12 protein-coding genes are annotated in these 17,924 nt (G+C 61.6%); 8 read left to right on the top strand and 4 right to left on the bottom strand.

What is annotated here, in order from left to right:
• Positions 1-2: 2 nt before the first annotated feature.
• Complete coding sequence (locus MHY22_RS06390; protein ID WP_239278576.1) at positions 3-1,157, top strand: porin PorA family protein; 1,155 nt, start codon at positions 3-5, stop codon at positions 1,155-1,157.
• A 34-nt stretch (positions 1,158-1,191) separates the two neighbouring features.
• Entirely contained in the window at positions 1,192-2,565 is a 1,374-nt protein-coding gene (locus tag MHY22_RS06395; protein ID WP_239278577.1) for a hypothetical protein, read from the top strand.
• On the opposite strand, the gene MHY22_RS06400 is transcribed toward MHY22_RS06395, so the two are convergent.
• A complete protein-coding gene (locus MHY22_RS06400; RefSeq protein ID WP_239278578.1) occupies positions 2,480-3,589 on the bottom strand; it encodes a glycosyltransferase family 4 protein in 1,110 nt (369 codons plus the stop codon). The genes MHY22_RS06395 and MHY22_RS06400 overlap by 86 nt on opposite strands.
• Before the next feature lie 24 nt (positions 3,590-3,613).
• Between MHY22_RS06400 and MHY22_RS06405 the strand changes: the two genes are divergently transcribed.
• Complete coding sequence (locus tag MHY22_RS06405) at positions 3,614-4,357, top strand: bifunctional 2-polyprenyl-6-hydroxyphenol methylase/3-demethylubiquinol 3-O-methyltransferase UbiG (protein ID WP_239278579.1); 744 nt, start codon at positions 3,614-3,616, stop codon at positions 4,355-4,357.
• Positions 4,358-4,402: 45 nt separating this feature from the next.
• Here the strand turns inward: MHY22_RS06405 and MHY22_RS06410 are convergent, their stop codons facing one another.
• Positions 4,403-6,226 carry a phosphoenolpyruvate carboxykinase (GTP) gene (locus tag MHY22_RS06410; RefSeq protein WP_239278580.1) on the bottom strand — a complete coding sequence of 608 codons (1,824 nt, stop codon included), beginning with the start codon at positions 6,224-6,226 and terminating at the stop codon, positions 4,403-4,405.
• Positions 6,227-6,575: 349 nt separating this feature from the next.
• On the opposite strand from MHY22_RS06410, the gene trmB reads away from it, so the two are divergent.
• Genes trmB through MHY22_RS06435 form a run of 5 tightly spaced genes read left to right on the top strand, consistent with a single transcriptional unit; the run spans position 6,576 to position 11,455 of the window.
• Positions 6,576-7,352, top strand: a complete 777-nt coding sequence (gene trmB / locus MHY22_RS06415; RefSeq protein ID WP_225746315.1) for a tRNA (guanosine(46)-N7)-methyltransferase TrmB — start codon at positions 6,576-6,578, stop codon at positions 7,350-7,352.
• A complete protein-coding gene (locus tag MHY22_RS06420; protein ID WP_239278581.1) occupies positions 7,353-7,946 on the top strand; it encodes an NYN domain-containing protein in 594 nt (197 codons plus the stop codon).
• Between the two features lie 12 nt (positions 7,947-7,958).
• A complete protein-coding gene (locus tag MHY22_RS06425) occupies positions 7,959-10,112 on the top strand; it encodes an MMPL family transporter (RefSeq protein ID WP_239278583.1) in 2,154 nt (717 codons plus the stop codon).
• On the top strand, positions 10,113-11,129 hold the full coding sequence (locus MHY22_RS06430) for a YbhN family protein (RefSeq protein WP_239278584.1): 1,017 nt from the start codon (positions 10,113-10,115) through the stop codon (positions 11,127-11,129). It begins immediately after the preceding gene.
• A complete protein-coding gene (locus MHY22_RS06435) occupies positions 11,126-11,455 on the top strand; it encodes a DUF3054 domain-containing protein (RefSeq protein WP_239278585.1) in 330 nt (109 codons plus the stop codon). Before MHY22_RS06430 ends, MHY22_RS06435 begins: the two co-directional genes overlap by 4 nt.
• A gap of 188 nt (positions 11,456-11,643) precedes the next feature.
• On the opposite strand, the gene MHY22_RS06440 is transcribed toward MHY22_RS06435, so the two are convergent.
• Positions 11,644-13,200 (bottom strand): acyl-CoA carboxylase subunit beta, encoded by a 1,557-nt coding sequence (locus MHY22_RS06440; RefSeq protein WP_225746311.1) that lies wholly within the window; start codon positions 13,198-13,200, stop codon positions 11,644-11,646.
• Positions 13,175-17,881, bottom strand: coding sequence for a type I polyketide synthase (locus MHY22_RS06445; RefSeq protein WP_239278586.1), 4,707 nt, complete (start codon positions 17,879-17,881; stop codon positions 13,175-13,177). Before MHY22_RS06445 ends, MHY22_RS06440 begins: the two co-directional genes overlap by 26 nt.
• Positions 17,882-17,924: the final 43 nt, after the last annotated feature.

The following is a 17,924-nucleotide window of genomic DNA, read 5'->3' on the forward strand; positions in this document are numbered from 1 at the left end:
CAATGAAACGCTACCTTTGGCCACGCTCGCCACTGGCGTGGGTTGTCATTGCCGCCGTCATTTTCTTGGTGCTGGGCACCGTGGTGCCGCCGCTGTATAACAATCAGACTCGGCCGCTGGCCTTCGACCAAAACATCAACACCGTCACCGCGCCGTCGGCCGGGGTGTGGATGGAAGCGCCCGAGTTCATCGCCGGGGACAAAGCCTCTGGCGATAGCAAGGACCCGCAGTGCCAAGAAAAGCAGGCACCCATGTGGTGCTATCTGCACCACGACCTGCTCACTATCGAGCGCAATACCACCACCTCTGAGGTGGCAGAAGATGATGCGCTCGCTAACTCCGATTCGCTCTCTCGCCTGCTCGCCGGCAATACTCCCCTTGCCCAAATCACGGAGCATTCCGTGTTGAACCGCGAGTCCACCTACCCAGTCGCTGCGCCAAAGGATAAATGGGACTTTGTCCTACCGGCGCTGGATACCGGCATGGCCCGTACCGACTTCGAGCGCGATGGAATCAACTACTTCTTTCCCTCCGGTACCGAGCAGCGCTCCTATCCGTTTTTCGATCTAGCGACGCAATCCTCCACGGCGGTGGACTTCACTACGATGGAAAGGCTCGACGGTATCCCTACCTATTCTTTCCACCACGATATCCAGCCCATTTCCTTGGCTGATATGCGCAAAAGCATTACCACTGAGGTCGATACCGGCACCGGCAATAAGCAACTAGCGGCCAAGGATTTCCGCATCTCCGGGCCGGCGAAGCGGTTCTACGACTCCGAGTCGCGCGAACTCCTCGGCTTAGATGCCACTGACCGGGTCACGGTGGAACCCTTCTACACCATCGGCCGCGATATCTCCGTCGAGCCGACCACCGGCACCATGGTGGATTTGCGCGAGAACATCAAGATCTTTTTCGCCGCGGACGAAAAGCAGGCCGGCACCATGGTGGCGAATGATGATACAGAGGACCGTTCCATCTTTGCCGCCGATTTGCGCTGGTCCGATGAGACCCGGGCGGAGCGCCTGAATGAGGTGCGTCCGGTCATTCGCACCATTCGCGCCTTGATGGTGGTCGGCTGGGCCGGCAAGGCTATCGGCGTTGGTCTATTGCTCTGTGCTGCCTATATGTACATGCGCCGCCATCGTGAAGGCTAGGCGTCTTTTACTCCTCGCATGGGGCGTCCTCCTCGTGGCCGCGGTGTGCTGGCCCTTTGCTTTGCCCGGCGAGTTCTTGTGGCGCGATATGGCATTGCTTGACCATCCGGCGCTTTCCCCTTCTGCCTTTGGCGGCGGCAGTCTGCCTGCCCGCAACGCACCGCAAGACGGTTTCCTTGCTCTCGTAGGCGGCGCGTGGGCGGCACGGGTGCTCATTTTTGCCGCCGCCGCGTCCTCCGCGCTCACCGCGGCGCGCTGGGCACGCTCTACGGTCGCCGCGGTGAGCGCGATGGCGGTGGCGGTGGCCAATCCCTTCGTCATCGAGCGTCTCTTGCAGGGCCAGTGGTCGCTTGCGGTGGCTGCGTGGCTGCTGCCGGTCATCGCGTGGGCAGGAAAACAACGCAGCTGGGTGGCGTGGCTAGCTATGTGGGGAGCATCGCTTACCCCTACGGGTGGTCTCTTTGCCGTGGTGACCGCGGCGGTGACCTGCCGCAAGCGGGTAGCCCTCGGCGGCGTGATCTTGTGTGTGCCGTGGGCCATTCCGGGCATGTTCAATCCCGCCGCACCCGGCGATACCGCAGCGGCGGTGGCCGCGTTTGGCCCGCGGGCAGAAGACTACGTCGGCACCGCGGGCGCGCTGCTGCGACTCGGCGGCATATGGAATGCGGAAGCGGCCATCGGGTTCGCTGTGTGCGGTGTCATCGTGGCAGTCATCGCCTTGCTCGGGGCGTGGCGGGTTCCCGCGCGGTTAAGCGTCCTCGCGGCGATGGGGCTCGGCGGGGCGATGTTCTTCTGGCTGGTTCCCGGCGCGCTGGTGTGGTCCATCGATCACGTACCGGGGGCGGCGCTGCTGCGCGATAGCGGGAAACTGACCATGTTGGCGTTGCCGCTCTATGTGGCCTCGCTGGGGGCGCTGCCGAATCTGCCAGCGGCACTGGCAACCGTGGCTGCGACCGTGCAGCTGCTGCCCGTTCCGGGACGCCTCGCGGTACTCGCGCCGCGGGATACGGGGATAGATGAGCAGTTGGTGCGCGCGATTGACGGCCGCGTGGCCTTCTTCCCAGACCGCGCCAACCTCGTGGAGGTTCCCGGCGGCGTGGCCGTCGACCCCTACTCCAAGGCGGTGGCCATGGTGGAATCGGGGGAATTAAGCGTAGACGGGACCGTGGTGGACCAAGCCTCGCCGCAGTACCGCGCGGCACTGCGCGCGTGGGAAGAGCACGATATGGACCGGTTGGCCGAGATCGGCATTGGCGTAGTCGTGGTGGACGGTGCCATAGCCGCGGAAACGAACGCGCCGCGGCCGCAGGTTCCGTGGGCGCTTACCGCTTTGTGGATGGCGTGTCCGCTACTAGCCCTTGCAGCAATTCCGCGAACTGCTCGCCGGTCTTCTCCCACGAGAAGCTAGCGGCAAAATCCCGCGCGTTGGAGCCGAGGGTGCGGCGCAGTGGGGCGTCGGCAAGCAGCTGCTTGGTGGCCGCCACGAAGTCCTCTTCGCGCTCTACCAGGATGCCGGTCTTGCCGTTAATAACGCTGTCACGCAGGCCAAATGTATAACCTACAGTGGGGACTCCATGTTGGGCCGCCTCCATTACTGCCAAACCCCACCCCTCTTTGCGCGAGGGCATAAGCAAGGCATCGGCGCGGGCGAGCAGGGCATGCTTATAGTCCTCGGTCACCTGGCCGCGGAAGCGCACGCGATCGCTCACGCCATGTTCCTCGGCATAGGCGCGCAGGTTAGCCTCCCACCAGCCGGAGCCGATGACGTCCAGGACCGCGCCCGGGGTCTGCGCCACCGTATCCATGGCATGCTCGATCTGCTTATGTGGCACTAGGCGCGAGAGCGTGACCAGGTGCACCTCGGCCTCTCGTTCCAGGGAAGGAACATGGTCCGGAACCGGGTCCAGGCCATTGGCGATGATGTGCGCGCCCTTAATACCCAGCGCCTCCAAATCCTCGCGGGAGGCCTCAGACACGGTGACATAGGGAGCGCCGCGATATACGCGCGGGGCCACCCGGGACTCAAGGAACCAACCGAGCCGGCCGAGGAGAGGGCCTGCCACCGGCCACTGTTCGCGGTGGCAATGGTGAGTAAGCAGCACCGTCGGCGCCCCGGACACCAGCCGAGCGAAGAAGGGGATGCCATTTTGTGTATCAATCACCGCATCCACGCCGCGCAGATCTCCCAGCCCCAGGCGGCCGGCCAGCATCGCCGCCCAGGCACGCGGATACACGCCAAATTTGGCGCCGCCGCGGCTATAGCGCACGCCGTCGCGCACCTCCCGGCGCGCGGCATTCATGTGCTTGGAGGTGCGAAAGACCACCTCGTGACCCTGGGCCGCCAGGTACTCGCCCACGCGCTCCAAGTAGCGCTCCGAGCCACCGCCTTGCGGGTGGGTGGAATCGCGCCAGCATAGTAAAAGAATCTTCATCGTGAGGTATTAGCCTAGTGGGTTATGAGACATACCCGTGAGATGGCCACGCTCCGCCGCTCCATTCAGCTGCTGCGTTCCTTCCGCTTTGAACAGACGCGCCCGGAGATTTTTTACGGCGGGCTCGCGGAGGATACGGCCGCGCTGGTGGAGAACCTCGGCCGCGACCTGGGCGTGCAGCTTTCTGGGGCACGGGTGCTCGATGTCGGCGGCGGCCCAGGCTATTTTGCGGACGCCTTTGCCCGGCGCGGCGCCCGCTACGTGGGATTGGAGCCGGATGCGGGCGAAATGTCGGCGGCCGGTATCCACTTGAGCAATTCCGTGCGCGGCGATGGCACCAACCTGCCCTTTGCCGATAATTCCTTTGACGTGGTCTATTCCTCTAACGTGGCTGAGCACATCCCCAATCCCTGGGATATGGGCGAGGAGATGCTGCGCGTAACCCGCCCCGGTGGCCTCACCATCCTGAGCTACACGGTGTGGCTTGGCCCCTTTGGCGGCCACGAAACCGGCCTGTGGGAGCACTACATTAGCGGCGAGTTTGCCCGCGACCGCTATACCCGCCGCCACGGCCATCCGCCCAAGAATGTCTTTGGCACCTCGCTTTTCGACGTCCCCTGCTCCGCCGGCCTTGCCTGGGCTAAGAGCACCGGCGCGCTCAAACTCGCCTTCCCCCGCTACCATCCCAGCTGGGCTTGGTGGCTCACCCGTGTACCAGGGGTGCGGGAGTTTGCGGTGTCTAACCTGACGTTGGTGTTACAAATGTAGCCCCCAACGACGCTGACGTCGCTGGGGGCTAGTTAAGCCTGGTTCTTAAGAGGCGTTTTCTACGCGCTCCTTCAGGGCGTGGAACTGGTCCCACACCTCGGACGGCACGCGGGAGCCCAGGAAGTTGAGGTAGCTGGCGTTATCCTGCATATCGCCTTCCCAGTCCTTCGGGTTGACGGCAAGAGCGGCGCGAACGTCCTCGATATCGAAGTCGATGCCCTCGAGGTCGATATCCTCGGCGCGGGCGGTGTGGCCCACGACGGTTTCCTCGGCCTCAACGTTGCCCTCAATGCGGTCAATGATCCACTTGAGCACGCGGGAGTTCTCGCCGAAGCCCGGCCACAGGAAGCGGCCGTCGTCGCCACGGCGGAACCAGTTAACCAGGAAGATAGACGGCATGCGGTCGCCACCCTTTTCACCCATATCGATCCAGTGCTGCAAGTAGTCACCAGCGTTGTAGCCAATGAACGGCAGCATAGCCATCGGATCGTGGCGCAGGGTGCCGACGCTGCCCTCTGCTGCAGCGGTCTGGCCGGAAGCCAGCAGGGCACCGATCATGGTGCCGTGGTTCCAGTCGAAGGCCTGGGTTACCAGCGGAACGGTGGTCTTGCGGCGGCCACCGAAGAGGATGGCGTCGATCTTCACGCCCTGCCAGTCGTCGTACTCCGGAGCGGCGCTCGGGCACTGGGAAATCGGCACACAGTAGCGAGAGTTCGGGTGCGCTGCCTTTGTAGAAGATTCCGGAGTCCAGTCTTCGCCGGTCCAGTCGATGAGGTGCTCTGGCGCCTCCTTGGACATCTCCTCCCACCAGACATCGCCGTCGTCGGTAAGCGCAACGTTGGTGAAGATGGTGTTGCCCGGCTCCATGGTCTGCATGGCAATCGGGTTGGAATCGTAGTTGGTGCCAGGGGCCACGCCGAAGAAGCCATTTTCCGGGTTGACGGCGTAAAGGCCGTCCTCGCGCAGATGCAGCCAAGCAATATCGTCACCGACGACCTCAGCCTTCCAGCCCGGAATGGTCGGGGTAATCATGGCCAGGTTGGTCTTGCCGCATGCCGAAGGGAAGGCGGCCGCAACGTGGTACTTCTTGCCCTCTGGGTTGGTGAGCTTCAGGATGAGCATGTGCTCGGCCATCCAGCCTTCTTCCTTGGCCATGACAGAAGCGATGCGCAGCGCGTAGCACTTCTTCGCCAGGATGGCGTTGCCGCCGTATCCGGAGCCGTAGGACCAGATTTCCTTGGTTTCAGGGAACTGGGTGATGTACTTGGTGTCATTGCATGGCCACGCCACATCTTCCTGGCCTGGCTCTAGTGGGGCGCCCACGGAGTGCAGGGCGTGGACGAAATCGCCGTCCGCACCAATCTTGTCCAAGGCTTCCGCACCCATGCGGGTCATGATGCGCATGGAGAGCACCACATAGGCGGAGTCAGTCAGCTGCACGCCTAGCTTTGGTTCCGGATCGCTAATGGGGCCCATGCAGAAGGGAACCACGTACATGGTGCGGCCCTTCATGGAGCCACGGAATGCCTCCGTCATCTCCTCCTTCATCGCAGCAGGCGGTGCCCAGTTATTAGTAGGACCAGCGCCATCTTCGTGCTCGGTGCAGATGAAGGTGCGGGATTCCACACGGGCAACGTCGGAAGGGTTGGAGCGAGCCAGGTAGGAATTAGGGCGCTTTTCCTCATTCAGCTTGATAAGCGTGCCCTTTTCCACCAGCTCTGCGGCCAAACGGTCAGCCTCGTCCTGGGAGCCGTCTACAAAGACCACCTGGTCCGGCTGGAAGAGCTCAACGTTCTCGCTGATCCAGCCGATAAGCTTTTCGTTTTTAGTCGGCAGCTCTCCGACGAGCCCTGGGATAGTGGCGGTCATTAGTAATTCTCCTGAGGGTGGGTATGAAAATTGGGGAAATAAATCCCCAACTGTGCCTTTCACCTCAAGATTAACGTGCTTGTCCGAATAATTTGCGCAGATTTTGTCACACCGGTTATATCCACCGCGTTTACCAGAACTTCACCAAGCGCAACCACAGATACTGTGTTAAAAATCGCCTTTTCCCATCCCCCTGTCTGGGGGTCTATTACCCTCCCCAGCGGCAATCAAAACGATCATCTTCCACCCCCAACCGGGACCACTGGTTATACCCGGATTGACCTCGCCACACGTGACCCACGGCGCGGCGTATTGCTTGACAGGGCTAAGCAGGGAAAAATAGGCCGCAATGAATAACACAGATAACTCTCAAAACACCCGCGCTGGAGAAATGCCTCCAGGTCGCCCACCACAGACCGACTTCAATGCCGTATTCAACAACGAGCTCGACTACCCACGCCTAGGCAACGTCACCTTCCGCCGCGGCACGCTGACCGAAAATCAGCATGAGCTTTTTGAAAAGCGCTGGCCAGAACTAGGCCGCACACTGGAAGACGAGGTCATTGACCTCGACGCCTGGTTTGGCCGCAGCGGCGCCAAGACCATCGTAGAAATCGGATCCGGCACGGGTACTTCTACCGCTGCCATGGCGCCGAAAGAAGCCGATACCAATATCATCGCCGTCGAACTCTACAAGCCGGGCTTGGCCAAGCTACTGGGCCAGATCGAGCGCGAGAGCATCGACAATATCCGCATGATTCGCGGCGATGGCATCGAGGTCATGGTGCGCATGTTTGCCCCGGAGTCCCTTGATGGCATCCGCGTCTTCTTCCCGGATCCCTGGCCAAAGGCCCGCCACCACAAGCGCCGAATCATCCAGTCGGGCACACTCAATCTTTTTGCTTCCCGCCTGAAGAAGGGCGGCGTGCTGCACGTTGCTACCGACCATGCCGGATACGCCGAGTGGATCGATGAGCTTGTGGACGTAGAGCCGAGCCTGGATTACAAGGGCTGGCCGTGGCCAGAGTGCCCGCAGTTGGTGGACCGTCAGGTCATCACCAAGTTTGAGGGCAAGGGCCTAGATAAAGAACACGTCATCACGGAGTATCTCTGGGAGAAGAAATAAATGAGCACCTACCTACTTGTCTGGGATGCGCCCAATATGGACATGGGCTTAGGCTCCCTGCTCGGTGGCCGCCCCACCGCCGCACACCGCCCGCGCTTCGACGCCATCGGCCGCTGGCTGGTACACCTTGCCCAGGACGTTGATGCGGAGCCGCGCGCCGATGTCTTTACTAATGTCACCCCGGGCGGCGCCGATGTCATCCGCCCATGGGTAGAAGCCATCCGCAACGTAGGCTTCGGCGTTTTTGCCAAGCCCAAGATCCACGAAGATGATGACGTGGATCCGGATATGCTTGACCACATCGAAAGCCTCCGTGAGGATCTAGCCGGCGTGATTGTTGCCTCCGCCGATGGCCAGAATTTCCAGGAACCTTTGGAAGAGCTCATCGCGGCAGGCCTTCCGGTGACGGTCCTCGGTTTCCATGAGCATGCCGCGTGGGCCGTAGGCCACGCAGACATCAATTTTGTGGACTTGGAAGATATCGAGGGTGTATTCCGCGAGCCGCTACCGCGCGTGAACCTGGATAACCTGCCTGAGGGTGGTGCATGGCTGCAGCCATTCCGTCCCCTGGCTGCGCTGCTTAATAACCGCTAGGAGGCTGCCCCAATGTTTGAAAAATGGGGACGTTTTTCCTATGCGCACCGCCGGCTCATCCCCGCCGTCATCGTCGCCGCTATCCTTGCGCTCTTTATCGGCTTTGGTTTGCAGCTCGAAGACCGCATGAGCCAGGAGGGCTGGGAGGATCCCAATGCGGCGTCGACAAGCGCGGCCCAGATCGAGCAGGAAGCATTCGGCCGCGATAACTCCGGCGATGTCATCTTGCTCTTCCACTCCCCCGATGAGAACTTCGACGCCGCCAAGCAGCACTTGGCGCAGTTGAAATCGGAGTATCCGGACCAGATTGACTCGGTGACCAGCTACTTCGACACGAAGAACCCGAACCTGGTCAATGCTGATCACTCGCTGGCTTTCGCCGCTATCGGCCTGAAAGGCGATGATGAGCAGACGCTGAAGGATTTCCGCGCCATCGAGGGCGCTCTCACAGATACCACCGCACCGGTGGAGATTGCGGGTGCCACCGCGGTTGCTGATGCCTTGGATGAGGGAATGTCCCACGATATTTCCCGCGCCGAAAAAGCCGCCCTTCCACTGGTAGGTATTCTCCTGCTGGTGGTCTTTGGCTCCGTCGTCGCGGCCTGCATGCCGCTGGTGGTCGGCGGCCTCTCCATCTTGGGCTCTTTGGGCATCCTGTCCATCCTGGCCGGCTTCTCGCAGGTCAATGTCTTTGCCCAGGCCGTCGTCACGCTGCTGGGGCTTGGCCTAGCCATCGATTATGGACTCTTTATGGTCTCGCGCTTCCGCGAAGAGCTGGACAAGGGCCGCTCCACGGAGGAGGCGGTGGCCACCACCACCGCGACAGCCGGTCAAACTGTGGTTTTCTCCGCGGCCATGGTCGCCGTTGCGCTTTCCGGTCTCTTCCTCTTCCCCCAGGCCTTCCTGAAATCCGTGGCCTATGGGTCCATTTCTGCAGTCGGCTTGGCCGCGCTCCTTTCGGTCACCGTGCTGCCGTCCATTTTTGGCATGCTCGGCCCCAAGATCGATACCTGGTCCGTGCGCCGCACCTCGCGGACGGCACGCACTATTCAGGACACCTGGTGGTATAAGCTCCCGCGCTGGGCCATGCGCCATGCCCGCGGGCTGACCATCGCGGTATGCGGCCTGCTCATTGCCCTGACCCTGCCCATTATGAGCATCACCTTTGGCGGCATCAACGAGTCTTACCTGCCGCCTGACCAGGACACCCGCGTGGCACAGGATAAATTCAACGAAGAGTTCCCGGCCTTCCGCACGGAGCCGGTCAAGCTCGTGGTAGAAAATGCCTCGAACCAGCAGCTTGTCGACGTCGTCATGCAGGTCCGCGGCCTCGACGGCCTCACCGAGCCCATGGCGCCGACGACTGCCACCAAGGACGGCACTACCGTCCTTTCCGCCGGCATTGAAGACCGCGATGATTACGCGAAGATTGTGCACGAACTGGAAAAGGTCAAGGCCCCTGAGGGTGTGAACCTCTACGTGGGCGGTACTCCCGCCATGGAGGTGGAGTCCCTCGATGCACTCTTCCACACGCTGCCGTGGATGGCGCTCTACGTGGTGCTGGCTACATTCCTGCTCATGGCCCTTGTTTTTGGCTCCTTTGTACTGCCGCTCAAGGCCATTGTGATGACGTTGCTGACCTTGGGCGCAACGCTGGGCATCCTGACGTTAATGTTCGTTGCCGGCCTGGGCTCGGACATCCTCAACTTCACGCCCGGCCCGCTCATGAGCCCGATTTTGGTGCTCATCATCGCCATTGTCTACGGCCTGTCCACCGATTACGAGGTCTTTTTGGTCTCCCGCATGGTGGAGGCCCGCCGACGCGGTGCTTCCACCGACGAGTCTATTGCGGCCGGCACCGCGCATACCGGCGGCATTATTACCGCAGCGGCGCTCATCATGATCGTGGTCTCCGGCGCTTTCGGCTTCTCCGATATCGTGATGATGAAATACATTGCCTACGGCATGATTTTTGCCCTGCTTATCGACGCCACCATTGTCCGCATGCTCCTCGTTCCGGCCGTCATGCACTTGCTGCGCGAGGATAACTGGTGGGCCCCTAGCTGGCTGCGCCACGCCACCACCACTTTGACTGGCGGTGCGACGCACCGCGGCAAGACTGTTCCCTTCACTGAACTCAAAAAACGCCTCGAAGGGGGTAAGTAAGTGAAGAATTGGCTGCGCCTCATCGCCTCGCTCATCGTCCTGCTGGTCTTGGTTTATGTCTTCCGCGATGAGCTGGACTTCCTGCGCGAAGGCTTCTCGCGGCTGTCCCACTCCGATCCCGCTGCGATAGTACTCGTAGTCATCGCCTCCATCGTGGCGGTACTCGCCATGGGCGAGGTCATGCGCTTGCTCATTCGAGCCGGCGGCATCAAGGTGCCGGCCGCAGAAACCGCAGCACTGACGTTGGCCGCTAATGCCTGGTCCACCACTCTTCCGGCCGGCCCGGCCTTTTCCGCCATCCTCACCTTCTACGTGCAGCGCACATGGGGCGCGTCCGTCATGCTGTGTGGCTGGTTCTTCGTGCTGTCCTCTGCAATTTCCACGATGTGGCTCGTGCTCATTGGCTTGGGCGGCGTGCTCTTTCTGAACGCGGATATGGCGCTCTGGTCCCTCATCGGCACCTTGGTGCTCATGCTGGCGCTTTCTGGCGGCCTCTTCTGGCTGACCAATCACCCGGATAAAATCATTCGCTGGCTCAACCGCCAGAAGCTCATTAAAGGCTCCAAGCGCGAGGCCCTCGTAGACCAGGTCAAGAATCTGGAAGAGGTACACCTCACCCGCCGCCAATTCGCCTGGGTATCTTTTTACTCCCTGGCCAACCGCCTGATCGATATGGTCTCGCTATGGGGCTGTGTGTGGGCCGTTACCGGCCACCTGCCAGCGCTGCACGCGGGCGAGGACACCACGACGATGGCCGGCGTGGCGCTGGCCTATCTCACCGCTAAGCTTGCCGGTTCCGCTCAGGTCACGCCGGCCGGCCTCGGTACGGTGGAAGCCGCGATCATCGCCACTCTTGTGGCCACGGGTATGACCGCGGTGGACGCTACCGGCGCGGCCATCATCTACCGCCTTATCTCCTTTGCCTTGATCACCATCATTGGCTGGCTAATCTACTTCTGGCACTATGCCCGCAAGGGCATTACCTACGCCGCCTTGAACCGAAAGGAAAACGCATGAGAATCGCCCCCATTATCGATATCATCGCCCTGATGCTCTTCGCCGTGGCTGCCCGCCTCGCCCACGGCGGATTGAGCTTTTCCACCTGGGTAGATGCCTTTTGGCCCTGGGCCGTAGGCGCGCTTATCGGCTGGGTCATCATCCTGGCTACCAAAGCGCAAGGCAAGTGGAAGGAAGGCGGAATCGTCTGGCTGAGCACCGTCGTGGGCGGTATGGCGCTGTGGATGCTCGTCAACGGCCGCCTGCCGCACTGGAGCTTCCTTATCGTAGCGACGGTGATGTCCGCACTATTTTTCTTTGGCTGGCGGCTTTTCGCCCGCAAATAAAAATAAGGAGGGTTTAACCCTCCTTATTTTTTGCTCCACTTACTTGGAGATTACCGGTACGCCTGCCTGATTGAGAATATCAACGATGAAACCGATAAGTTCGCTGACGATATCCACAGCGCTAGACAAAATCATAAATAACTCCTTCACTAGGATTAGCTCTTTATATGCTATCCAAGCACAAGGCATTACATCGGCGCAATAGTGTGCTTCTTCGGCAGATCGCTTTCCTGCTTGGTGGCCAGTTGGCGCAGTGCCTGACGGAGCGCCAAGCGCGACTGATTCGGCTGAATCATCGCGTCTAGATAGCCGCGCTCGGCCGCAACATACGGAGCCGTCATGGTCTCATCGTAGAAGTCCATGAACATCTTCTTGGTCATCTCTCGCTGTTCCGGGGTCTCGGCTGCTTCTAGCTGCTTACCTGCAATCATCACCACGGCAGCGGCCGCACCCATCACGGCGATCTGCGCGGTCGGCCACGCCAGGTTGATATCACCGGTCAGGTTCTTCGAGCCCATCACCGCATAGGCACCGCCGTAGGCTTTGCGCACGATGAGCGAGACCTTTGGCACGGTGGCTTCCACCACGGCGAAGGCAAACTTGGCGCCGCGGTGGATAAGTCCCACCTTTTCCTGTTCCACGCCCGGCAGGTAGCCCGGGGTATCCACCACAAAGACCAGCGGAATATTGTAAGCATCGCAGATGCGGATGAAGCGCGCGCCCTTATCGGCGGCGTCGGCATCAATGCAGCCCGCAAGGTGCATGGGGTTATTGGCCACAAAGCCAACGGTCTTGCCATCGATACGGCCAAAGGCGGTGATCATATTGGGCGCGAAGTTCTCTTGAATCTCGATGAGATCCTCGTCATCGCCCAGCTGGGTCAACAAGTCCATCATGTCGTAGCCAGCATTGGTGTCATCCGGCATGAAGGCGTTGAGCTCTTCGTCTTCGGCCACTTCGGCGTCGGCAGGCGCAGCAAACTCCGGCGCCTCATCAAAACAGGTCAGCGGCAGGTGATCGAGGAGATCGCGGACCATATCAAAGGCGTCGTCCTCGGAAGGGACGACCGCCGAGACATTACCGTTGAGCTCCTGCTGGCGAGCACCGCCCAGCTCGGCGGAGGTGATGTCCTCACCGGTAACCTCACGGATGACGTTCGGGCCGGTGACATACATTTCTGCTTCCTCATCCACGGCAATGACAAAGTCCGTGGTCACAGGAGCATAGACGGCGCCACCGGCGGACTTGCCCATCATGATGGAAATCTGCGGGCTGCGGCCGGACAGCGGGAGCTGGCGGCGGGCAATCTCGGAATACATGGCCAGCGAGGTGACTGCATCCTGAATGCGGGCGCCGCCCGAATCCTGAATACCGATGACCGGGCAACCAATCTTGATGGCCATGTCCATGACCTCGGTGACCTTCTTACCAAAGGTCACGCCGACAGAGCCGCCGTAGACGGTCTTATCGTGGGCGTAGATACACACTGGGCGGCCGGAAATGCGGCCATAACCGGTGACCACGCCATCGGAATAAATGGCGTCAGGGTCACCCGGGGTCTTACCCAAGGAGCCGGTTTCGACGAAGGAACCCTCATCTAGCAATTCATCGATGCGTTGACGAGGCGTGGTGCGCCCAGCCTCGTCGCGGCGCTTGCGGGAGCGCTCACTGCCTGGGTCCTGCGCCTTGTCCAGACGCTCGCGCAGGTCAGCGAGTTTCTCAGCGGTTGTCTGCTTGGCCGCCACGTATCTTCTCCTCGATCCATTCGTCCATATGCTTGCCCACGATGCCGATGGCCGGCTCGTCGGGCACTGCAAGGTGATCACCTTGCAGCTGCACAATTTCTAGATCCTTAACGATAACTCCCCAACCGCCGTCGGGGTCAATCTCAGCGTAGCGCGGCTCCAGCTCAATCGCACCGTCGTGCATACGCTCGGAACGGAAAAGCAGAACCGGCACGGTGACATCGGCCCAGCGATGGAAGTCGATCTTGGCCAGAATCTGGTTATCCACGAAGGAAGCACGCTGGTGCTCCAGTACGCCGGCGGCAAGGCCGTGCTCAGAGGCGTCGGTAGTAGCGAGGAACTCCGCCAACATGGTCATGAGCGCATCTTCGCCCATGGTCTCAAGCATCTCGTACGGCGGCTCGAAATCCAGGCCGTAGGTCTTCTTAGCAAATGCCGCGTAGCGCTCCCACCGGGCACGGGTTTCTTCCGGGGTATCCGGCGCTGGGTTCGACGGCTGGGTGGTATCCAGCAGCGCGATGAACGCCACATCCACCGAGTCTTGGCCGCGCTGGGTGCGCTGATGCAGCTGATAGGCCACCTCGTAGGCCAGCGCGCCACCGAAGGACCATCCGCCGAGCACGACCTTGCGGCCGCGAGCGTAGTGCAGGATGTCCTCGATATAAGCCTCAGCGCGCTCCTCCAGCGAGCCCTCAATGCGCTCTACGCCGTAGACTGCCACGTCCTCGGGCAGGCGGCGGGTCAGCGGCTGGTAGACCACAGTGGTGCCGCCAGCTGGGTGGAACATGAATACGGCAGGACCATCAGCCTCGCGCAGGACGCGGATATTGCCTTCTACCTCGGTCTCCAGTCCTTCCCGGACGAGGTCGGCCAAAGTCTCTAGCGCCTCAGCCTCGTGGACCTGCTGGGCGGTGACCTCGATGCCGGCACGCTCGGTGAGGCGCTCGGCGATCTGGGTCGCTACCTCATCGCTTACCTCAGGCAGCGCCGAGGTAACGCCCGCAGCTGCCTTACCGGTAAAGGTAGCCCACGTGCCAAAGACCATGCGCTCCGAGGCATCGCGCGGGGCAACGCCGACGCCCTGGCCGGGTTCGTCTTCTTCTGGTGCAGGAGTATCCGCAGAAGCAATGTCGCTGGTATCCACGCTGCCGCCGGCTACGGCCTCTTCCACCATAGCAATGACGTCGGCCAAAGAGGCGTCGCGAAGCGCCTGCACCTGCAGCGGCGGAATCTGGAAGTCATTTTCCACGCGGTTCTTAATGCGCATGCCCATCAGGGAATCCAGGCCCAAGTCAATGAGCGGCAGCTCGCGCGGTAGGTCAGAGACGTCGTAGCCCATGGATTCCGACACGATGAGCGCGAGGCGGTCTTCCACGGTTTCCTCCGCGGGATCCCAGCGCACGGCATCAACGTCTGCGGTTGCTGCAGGCTCGCTTTCAGGCACATCGGCCACGCCCGGGATGGGCGCCGCGCCCAAGTCCAAGGCGGAGGCAAAGCCTTCCGCCAAAAGCTCGGTCTGCGCACCCCGGACAGCGTAGATGGCCACGGACATGCCACCGATGGACTGGCTTACCACCGTGGTGACTTCACCGCGCGGTGGCAGGTCGGCGTGTTCCTCGGTGGCGATGATGCGCGCCCCAGGCTTGACAGCCTCGGCCGCGGCCTCCACGATGGCCAGCGCGGATGGTGCCTGGTCCGCATTGGTAGAGAAGGCCACCTTTCCCTCTGGCAGGTTGACGCGTGCGCCCGGCAGGCCGGATACGCCGGCCGACGGACGCGCGTTGGTCCAGAAGCGCTGGCGGTTGAACTGGGTATAGGGCGCCTCTACGCGCGCACCAGAGCCAAAGACCGCGCCAAAATCTACCGGCATGCCGGCAACATAAAGCTTGCTGAGCAGATCCAGCAAGGACTCGGTGGGATCCACCTTGCGCTTCAACGCATATAGCAGCTGTGCATCGGCCTTGCCCACGGCGAAGGCGGTGGACATGAGGCCCATCAGCGCTACCGGGTTCGGTGAGATTTCTACCAGCTGGGTGTGGCCGGCGTTGAAGGCCGCCTCGGTGGCATCCTGCAGGTAGACCGAGTGGCGGGTCATGCGCAGCCAGTAATCCTCATCGTGCACGGTGGTACCAGGACGATAAACCTCGCCCTTATCTACGGAGGAAAACAGCGGGGTGTGCAGCGGCTTGGCTTCCATGCCGGCGATGGCTGCATGCAGCTCGCCCAGGATGGGGTCCACGGCCGAGGTATGCCCGGCGGCCTTCACATTGAGCGCACGGGCGAACTTGCCCTCGCCGTCGAGCTTTTCCACCAGGTCCAGCACCTCTTGGCGGGGGCCGCCCACGGTGGTCATACCGGGTCCGGTATACACGGCGGGTTCGATATTGCCGTCGAGCGCGGCAATGTCCTCGGCCGAGAGCTCTACGACGGCCATGGCTCCTTGCTCGGCATCGCTTAGCGACGCCTCACCCTCACCCATCAGCCGCGCGCGGTGGCAGGCAATAACCATGGCGTCCTCTGCGGAGATGCCGCCTGCGGCATAGGCCGCAGCAATCTCGCCCATGGACATGCCCATCACGCCGGCTGGGCGCACGCCAAAGGAAGCAAGCAAGTCCGTCAATGCAATCTGGATAGCGGTGATGGCTACCTGGGCGGTCTCGGTGTCATAGGTTTGGGCGTCGTCGTTGACGATATCCAGGATGGACCAGCCGGACTCAAAGTCCACGATGGCATCGAGCTCTTCCAAGCGGGCCTTGAACTGCGGCGAGAGCGCAATCATGTCCTTGGCCATCTTGCGGTGCTGGGATCCGAAACCGGAGTAAACAAATACTGGGCCCGGGACCTGCGGGGAATCCGCAGCGGCGATGCCAACGGAAACCTTGCCCTCAGCTACCTGGCGCAGACGCTTGACCGCTTCCTCGGTGGAGCTAGCCGTCACGACGGCGCGGGAACGGGAGTGGTTGCGGCGGGCGACGGTTCGGGCGACGTCGACAAGCGCGGGCTTTTCCGCTTCAATGAAGTCTGCCAACAGGGCCGCAGCGCGCGCCCGGCGCGAAGGCAAGAGGCCAGAGACCGGCAATGCGACCGTTTCGGTGGAAAGCTGCGGCGCGCGTTCGGCCGGGGTGCCGCGGTAATCGGTGAGCACAACGTGTGCATTGGTGCCGCCGAAACCAAAGCCGGATACGCCAGCGACCTTGTGGCCGGAGTACTCGGGCCACTCGCGTGGATCCTCGACTACCTCGAGATGCTCGGCCTCGAAATCGATATAGCGATTCGGCGCTGAGTAATTGATATTGGCCGGAATCACGTCATTGCGCATGGCCTGGATGACCTTGATGAGGCCGACTACGCCCGCGGCGGATTCGGAGTGACCGATATTGGTCTTGGCCGAGCCGAGCAAAATAGGAGTATCGACCCCACGCCCCGCACCGAGCACACGGCCCAGGGCAGAGGCCTCGATCGGATCGCCCAAGATGGTGCCGGTGCCGTGGGCTTCGATATAGTCCACGTCCTGCGGATTTACGCCCGCATCAGCATAGGCGCGGCGCAGCACATCCTCCTGTGCCTCCGGGTTCGGGGCGGTCAGGCCATTGGAGTGGCCATCGGAGTTGACGGCCGAGCCCTTGATGACGGCGAGGATATCGTCGCCGTCCGCTTCCGCGTCCTCCAAGCGCTTGAGCACGAGGACGCCGGCGGCGTCGGCACGCACGATGCCATCGGCGTCATCCGAAAAGGCGTGAATGGCGCTCGTTGGAGAGGTAACGCCCAACTCCGAGAACGCTGTGGACGCATGCGGGGCGGCCAGAATATTCACGCCGCCGGCCAGCGCCACGTCCGCGCTTCCCGTGCGCAGATCCTTCATCGCCTGGTTCACCGCCACGAGGGAGGAGGAGCAAGCCGTATCCACGTTGATGGAAGGGCCGCGGAAATCCAAGGCATAGGAAATACGGTTGGCCACCACCGCAGAAGAAATGCCAGTTAGCGCATACGGGTGCATCTCGGCGGAATCCGCGCCGATGAGCATGCCGTAGTCATTATTGGTCGATCCCATATACACGCCGGTCTGCGTGCCACGCAGCTCATTGGCGGGAATACCGGCGTTTTCTAGCGCTTCCCACACCAGCTCCAATAGGATGCGCTGCTGGGGATCCATATTGGCGGCCTCAAGTGGGGACAGGCCAAAAAATTCCGCGTCAAAGGAGGCGATGTCTTCAAGGTAACCGCCATCGGTATTCTGCTGAGCGATCTTCTCACTCATGACCGGATCGGCGGAGTACTCGGACCACCGGCCCACTGGCAACGGGCCGGTGCCTGCGCGGGATTCCGCCAACATAGACCAGAACTCTTGGGCGTTCTTGGCGCCCGGGAAGCGGCCGGAAAGACCAATGACCGCAACGTCGGATCCCTGCGCGATCCGCGGGGCGTACTCTTCCGGCTGGAGCGCCGCCGGTGCGTTCAGCAGGCGGTCCGCCAGCAGCTCGATGGTGGGATACTCATATGCCACGGTGGCATCGAGGCGGGTGCCCAGAAGGTTTTCCAGCTCGCCGGATAGCACTACAGCATCCCGCGAGGAGAGGCCATAATTTTCCAAAGGCTTGGAATCTAGGATCTCTTCGGCGGAAACACCGGTGGCCTGGACGACCCAGTCACGCAGCCATGCTCGCAGTTGCTTGATGGTCATAAAAAGGTCTTTCGTTACGGAAAAATACTAAATGGCGTAGGGG

It is taken from the genome of Corynebacterium sp. ACRPO (assembly GCF_022347205.1).
GTDB lineage: Bacteria > Actinomycetota > Actinomycetes > Mycobacteriales > Mycobacteriaceae > Corynebacterium.

Excerpts from the sequence above, each read along its gene's own strand:
- MHY22_RS06390 (WP_239278576.1), top strand. The coding sequence starts at position 3 with ATGAAACGCTACCTTTGGCCACGCTCGCCACTGGCGTGGGTTGTCATT.
- MHY22_RS06400 (WP_239278578.1), bottom strand. The coding sequence starts at position 3,589 with ATGAAGATTCTTTTACTATGCTGGCGCGATTCCACCCACCCGCAAGGC.
- MHY22_RS06405 (WP_239278579.1), top strand. The coding sequence starts at position 3,614 with ATGAGACATACCCGTGAGATGGCCACGCTCCGCCGCTCCATTCAGCTG.
- MHY22_RS06410 (WP_239278580.1), bottom strand. The coding sequence starts at position 6,226 with ATGACCGCCACTATCCCAGGGCTCGTCGGAGAGCTGCCGACTAAAAAC.
- trmB (WP_225746315.1), top strand. The coding sequence starts at position 6,576 with ATGAATAACACAGATAACTCTCAAAACACCCGCGCTGGAGAAATGCCT.
- MHY22_RS06420 (WP_239278581.1), top strand. The coding sequence starts at position 7,353 with ATGAGCACCTACCTACTTGTCTGGGATGCGCCCAATATGGACATGGGC.
- MHY22_RS06425 (WP_239278583.1), top strand. The coding sequence starts at position 7,959 with ATGTTTGAAAAATGGGGACGTTTTTCCTATGCGCACCGCCGGCTCATC.
- MHY22_RS06435 (WP_239278585.1), top strand. The coding sequence starts at position 11,126 with ATGAGAATCGCCCCCATTATCGATATCATCGCCCTGATGCTCTTCGCC.
- MHY22_RS06445 (WP_239278586.1), bottom strand. The coding sequence starts at position 17,881 with ATGACCATCAAGCAACTGCGAGCATGGCTGCGTGACTGGGTCGTCCAG.